Origin of the sequence: Aeromonas sp. R2-2, from assembly GCF_040908355.1 — a bacterium.
Lineage (GTDB): Bacteria > Pseudomonadota > Gammaproteobacteria > Enterobacterales > Aeromonadaceae > Aeromonas > Aeromonas veronii.
The window spans coordinates 1-5,053 of record NZ_JBFODQ010000042.1 but is presented as its reverse complement, the minus strand read 5'-3'; the positions used below and the strand labels follow the sequence as shown (position 1 = coordinate 5,053).

At 49.2% G+C, this 5,053-nt stretch carries 5 protein-coding genes; all 5 read left to right on the top strand.

The window, feature by feature from the left end:
* Window positions 1-301 precede the first annotated feature (301 nt).
* The 5 genes from AB5Z09_RS07680 (at window position 302) to AB5Z09_RS07660 (ending at window position 4,860) form a co-directional block, all read left to right on the top strand.
* Window positions 302-616, top strand: coding sequence for a hypothetical protein (locus tag AB5Z09_RS07680; protein WP_368194983.1), 315 nt, complete (start codon window positions 302-304; stop codon window positions 614-616).
* Window positions 617-618: 2 nt separating this feature from the next.
* Complete coding sequence (locus AB5Z09_RS07675) at window positions 619-1,023, top strand: type IV toxin-antitoxin system YeeU family antitoxin (RefSeq protein ID WP_368194982.1); 405 nt, start codon at window positions 619-621, stop codon at window positions 1,021-1,023.
* Between the two features lie 470 nt (window positions 1,024-1,493).
* Window positions 1,494-3,089 (top strand): type I restriction-modification system subunit M, encoded by a 1,596-nt coding sequence (locus AB5Z09_RS07670; RefSeq protein ID WP_368194981.1) that lies wholly within the window; start codon window positions 1,494-1,496, stop codon window positions 3,087-3,089.
* Window positions 3,086-3,691: a protein adenylyltransferase Fic gene (fic, locus tag AB5Z09_RS07665; protein WP_368194986.1), complete on the top strand. Its 606-nt coding sequence runs from the start codon at window positions 3,086-3,088 to the stop codon at window positions 3,689-3,691. The genes AB5Z09_RS07670 and fic overlap by 4 nt, the downstream gene beginning before the upstream one ends.
* Before the next feature lie 2 nt (window positions 3,692-3,693).
* Window positions 3,694-4,860, top strand: a complete 1,167-nt coding sequence (locus tag AB5Z09_RS07660; RefSeq protein ID WP_368194984.1) for a restriction endonuclease subunit S — start codon at window positions 3,694-3,696, stop codon at window positions 4,858-4,860.
* The last annotated feature ends 193 nt before the right edge of the window (window positions 4,861-5,053 follow it).

The following is a 5,053-nucleotide window of genomic DNA, read 5'->3' as shown; positions in this document are numbered from 1 at the left end:
ATGGCCTCCCATGAACATGTCGGTGTGAAGGATGACTCCGCCTACGAATATATGTTGAACCTGGCCTTGGAGCTCGATGCCTACCCGCCAACGTTACAGCCCTTGCTCGCAGCAGCAACGCAAGCCGGGGTGAGCTACATCCTGTTTTACAACGACTAGCCACTGCGTCTGTCACTGCGGCCCGGCAGCTTTCGGCAGCCTCGGCACCAACGGACACGACAGCCCAGCACCGCTTATCCACAAACAGCATAAAGGGCCAGCCCTCACTGGCTGGCCCTTTGCATCCAAGGAGTCACCGAACATGACCCGTCTCATCACCGGACTCGAGGTGCATCGCTATGCCCCCGAGCTTAACAAATTGCATCTGCGCAACCGCCAGATGTTACCAGCCCCAGGTATCACCACCATCAAGGAAGCCAAAGCCCGTCTGTTTAGCCGCTGGCAGCCAGGGCATCAGGTGACCATCACAGTAAGTCACCCTGACTACGTCAATCTCTCCCGGCTCTACAGGGGGCGACTGGCAAGCCTGACCGACCTCCCTGCTAACTTGACCAGACTACGCCAGCGCCACAACGTGCCCGGCACCATCATCGACATTGAATTGAGGTATCGCTAATCATGACCACGACAACCACCCACACCCAGGACCAACAACCCGCAGCACCAGACCAACTCACCCGGATTTTTGCACAGTGGGGCTTGCCCCACACCGTGACACCGCGCTTTGGCGCTCGCCTTATCCAAGAGCATCATCGCCTGCACTTTTTGTCAGACCGAGCCTCATTGATTGGCGAATGGGAGGCGGTGGCTATCGACCAGCTTGAAGCTGTTTTCCCAGCCATCATCAAGGAACTGGAAGCCAAATTGCTGACTGGGGAGCTGGATGCTCAGCGCCAGCAACGTATCACCGTCCATCACGGTGGTTTCACCTGCGAAGCCGATGCCCTCGGCAGCCATGGCTATGTCTACGTAGCGATTTACTCTGCGACAAGCATGGACGCCAATCCTGAGCGCCAGGCGTGACCTCCAAAAATGGAATGTGGTAATATTTTTATACCCATTCGTCCGTGATAAGTGTGTGGGTCGTGGGGAAGGCCAATACGTGGCCTTCCCTTTGTTTTTTGTAGCCATCATCCGAACAAAATCACCACCCCATCACCTGACTGCCCCCTACTTTTCCGGTATCATGCGGGCCATGTTTTCCACAGAACCAATTCTCGATATGCCATGTATCGATTGGCTGTGCCTGCACTCAAGCCAAGACGAGACACATGGCAAATCAGACTGTAACCGTGACCTTACCGCCAGTTTGTACGGCGCACTGCATGACCCCGTCTGAAACGTCTGTTCGCCCGCATCCAAGGGGCCGTCACCGATGGCTCATCGTCAATGGGCGGCGCGTCTTCAGATAGGCGCTCTGCATTCACAATGCTATACGTCGCCTCCACGTCTGGTGACGTCGTGGCGCAACATACATCAACAGGAATAACCGCATGACAAGTACTCAACAACGTGCCGCATTACAACGCCAAATTTGGGCCATCGCCAATGAGGTGCGTGGCGCAGTGGATGGCTGGGACTTTAAGCAGTATGTCCTCGGCACGCTGTTTTATCGCTTCATCAGTGAAAATTTCGTCAACTACATTGAAGGCGGTGATGACAGCATCAACTATGCGGCGCTCGCCGATAAAGATATCCCGCTTGAGGTAAAAGTGGATGCCATCAAAACCAAGGGCTACTTTATCGCCCCCAGCGATTTGTTTGTGAACGTCGTCAAAGACGCACATACCAACGAGAGCTTAAATACCGACCTGGCTCATATCTTTTCTGCCATTGAAAGCTCTGCCAATGGCTACCCATCAGAGCGCGACCTGAAAGGGTTGTTCGCCGACTTTGATACAACCAGCAACCGCTTGGGCAATACCGTCACCGACAAAAACAAGCGCTTGGCCGCCGTGCTCAAAGGGGTGGCCGAACTGGACTTTGGTGACTTTGATGGCAGCCAAATCGACCTGTTCGGCGATGCCTACGAATTCCTTATCTCCAACTATGCGGCCAACGCCGGTAAATCAGGTGGCGAGTTCTTTACGCCGCAGCATGTGTCCAAACTGATTGCGCAGCTCGCCATGCACAAGCAAACCCGTGTTAATAAAATTTATGACCCCGCTTGCGGCTCTGGCTCCCTGCTGCTGCAAGCCAAGAAGCACTTTGATGCCCACATCATTGAAGATGGCTTTTTCGGCCAGGAGCTCAATCACACCACCTACAACCTGGCTCGCATGAACATGTTCTTGCACAACATCAACTACGACAAGTTCAACATCCAATTGGGTGACACCTTGCTTGAGCCGCATTTCAGTGATGACAAGCCCTTTGATGCCATCGTCTCCAACCCACCTTACTCAGTGAAGTGGGTGGGGAGTGATGACCCAACCCTGATTAACGATGACCGTTTTGCGCCTGCTGGCGTGCTGGCTCCCAAATCCAAGGCTGACTTTGCCTTTGTGCTGCACGCACTGAGCTACCTCTCTGCCAGAGGCCGCGCCGCCATCGTCTGCTTCCCTGGCATCTTCTACCGTGGCGGGGCTGAGCAGAAAATCAGAAAATATCTGGTCGACAACAACTATGTTGAAACCGTGATTTCGCTGGCGCCCAATCTCTTTTATGGCACCACCATTGCGGTGAATATTTTGGTGCTCTCAAAGCGCAAAACTGAATCAACTACTCAGTTTATTGATGCCAGCGGTCTGTTTAAAAAGGAAACAAATAACAACATCCTCACTGACCAGCATATCGAGCAAATTATGCAGGTGTTCGATAGCAAAGAGAATATCGCGCATTTTGCCAAATCGGTCTGTTTGGATGATATCGTGGCCAACGAATACAACCTGTCCGTAAGCAGCTACGTGGAAGCCAAAGATAACCGTGAGGTTGTGGACATTACCCAGCTTAGCGCCGAACTGAAAACCACGGTGGCCGCCATTGACAAGCTGCGCAAAGAGATTGACCTCATCGTGGCCAAAATCGAAGGAACGGCGATTGAAGAAAGACCGACCGAGGGCATGGACGGCGAAGGAGAGGTAGCATGATGTTAGAGAATAAATTAAACATCACCAATCAGGTTGAACTTGCCAAAGCTGAGGAGAAAATCAGTAAGCAAAAGGCTAAGCAACTTTTCGACTCTGGCGACATTAACAAGGCCGACGTAGGGAAATTTTCCGGGCTTAGCTTTATTCACGGCTATCTCTTTGGTGACATCTATCACTTCGCCGGTAACATTCGTGACGTCAACATCGCCAAGGGTAATTTTCGTTTTGCACCACTGATGTATTTAGACGTATCGTTAAAACACATCGATGGCATGCCACAGCGTACCTTTGATGAAATCATCGAAAAATATGTCGAGATGAACATAGCCCACCCATTTCGTGAAGGCAATGGCCGTGCTACGCGTATCTGGCTGGACCTGATGCTCAAGGCTGCGCTTAAACAAGTCGTGGATTGGAACCTGGTGGATAAAGAAGAATACCTTTCTGCGATGCAGCGCAGCGTAGTGAAAGACCTGGAAATAAAGGCACTGCTTAAACAAGCGCTCACCAGTCAGATTGATGACCGTGCTTTGTTCATGAAGGGTATTGATGTCAGCTATTACTTTGAGGGTTATAGCGAATTCAAGACAGAGGAGCTGTAATCATGAGCAATGCTGACTTTATGAAAAAGTTGCTGGATGGCGTGAATGTTGAATGGAGGCGTTTGGGGGATGTAATAAACCTTCAACGAGGGAAGCGGTTGGTAAAATCTCAATTAGAAAGAAATGGAAAGTATGCAGTTTATCAAAATAGCATGACACCTCTCGGCTATTATCATGAGAGTAATACTGAAACCGATACTGCATTTATTATTTGCGCAGGTTCTGCGGGAGAAATAGGCTACAGTAAAAATAAAATTTGGGCTGCTGACGATGTTTACTTTGCGCCCCCCTCTGAAATTATTAACAGCAAATATTTATATCATTACTTATTGACTCAAAAAGAAAGGATTATAGGTCAGGTTCGTAGAGCTAGCATCCCGCGTCTATCAAGAACAGCTATTGAAAAGCTTGTTTTCCCAATCCCCTGTCCAGAAAACCCCAAAAAATCGCTGGAAATACAAGCAGAAATCGTGCGTATCTTGGACGCATTTACTGCGCTTACCACCGAGCTTACCACCGAGCTTACTTCACGGAAAAAGCAATACAACTACTATCGTGACCAGTTGTTGAGTTTTGAAGAGGGTGACGTTGAGTGGGTAGCATTAAGCGAAATCGCTACGTATGCAAAAGCACGAATTAGCGCTGAAAAAGTAGATTCAAAAAATTACGTAGGAGTCGATAACCTTCTTCAAAATCGAGCAGGAAAAACCGAGTCTAATTACGTTCCTACTGAAGGCAATTTAATCGAATATAAAAATGGTGATGTTTTAATTGGAAACATCAGACCTTATTTAAAAAAGATATGGCATGCAGACATAAATGGCGGGGCAAGTGGTGATGTTTTAGTCATTCGCCTAACGAGTGAGTCACTTGACTCAAAATACTTATATCAGGTCTTAGCTGATGACAAGTTTTTTGAATACAACATGCAACACGTGAAAGGTGCAAAAATGCCACGTGGGGATAAAGGGAAAATCATGGAATATCGAATCCCTGTCCCTTGCGCGGAAACACAAGCTCGTATCGTAGCCATCCTCGATAAATTCGAGGCTCTCACCCATTCCATCACTGAGGGCCTGCCCCGCGAGATCGAGCTGCGCCAGAAGCAATATGAATATTACCGCGATTTGCTGCTGAGCTTCCCCAAGCCAGAAGCCGTAGATGCGTAACATGAACAGTTTTGTCCAACATGTATTGGTAGGGCGCCAAATCAATGAAGTGCGCCCATGGTTAAAGGAAGAACAACATGGTTGATTACACGAATCCTATTGCCGAGACAAATCGCTTTATTGTCCTTGATAAATACACAAAGGTTTGCCAAGTTGCTGAGGGCTATCAAAGTGAAAGCGATCTGGAGCGTGA

Bases quoted from the DNA above. Each gene is read 5' to 3' on its own strand.
- AB5Z09_RS07680 (WP_368194983.1), top strand. From the start codon at position 302: ATGACCCGTCTCATCACCGGACTCGAGGTGCATCGCTATGCCCCCGAG.
- AB5Z09_RS07675 (WP_368194982.1), top strand. From the start codon at position 619: ATGACCACGACAACCACCCACACCCAGGACCAACAACCCGCAGCACCA.
- AB5Z09_RS07670 (WP_368194981.1), top strand. From the start codon at position 1,494: ATGACAAGTACTCAACAACGTGCCGCATTACAACGCCAAATTTGGGCC.
- fic (WP_368194986.1), top strand. From the start codon at position 3,086: ATGATGTTAGAGAATAAATTAAACATCACCAATCAGGTTGAACTTGCC.
- AB5Z09_RS07660 (WP_368194984.1), top strand. From the start codon at position 3,694: ATGAGCAATGCTGACTTTATGAAAAAGTTGCTGGATGGCGTGAATGTT.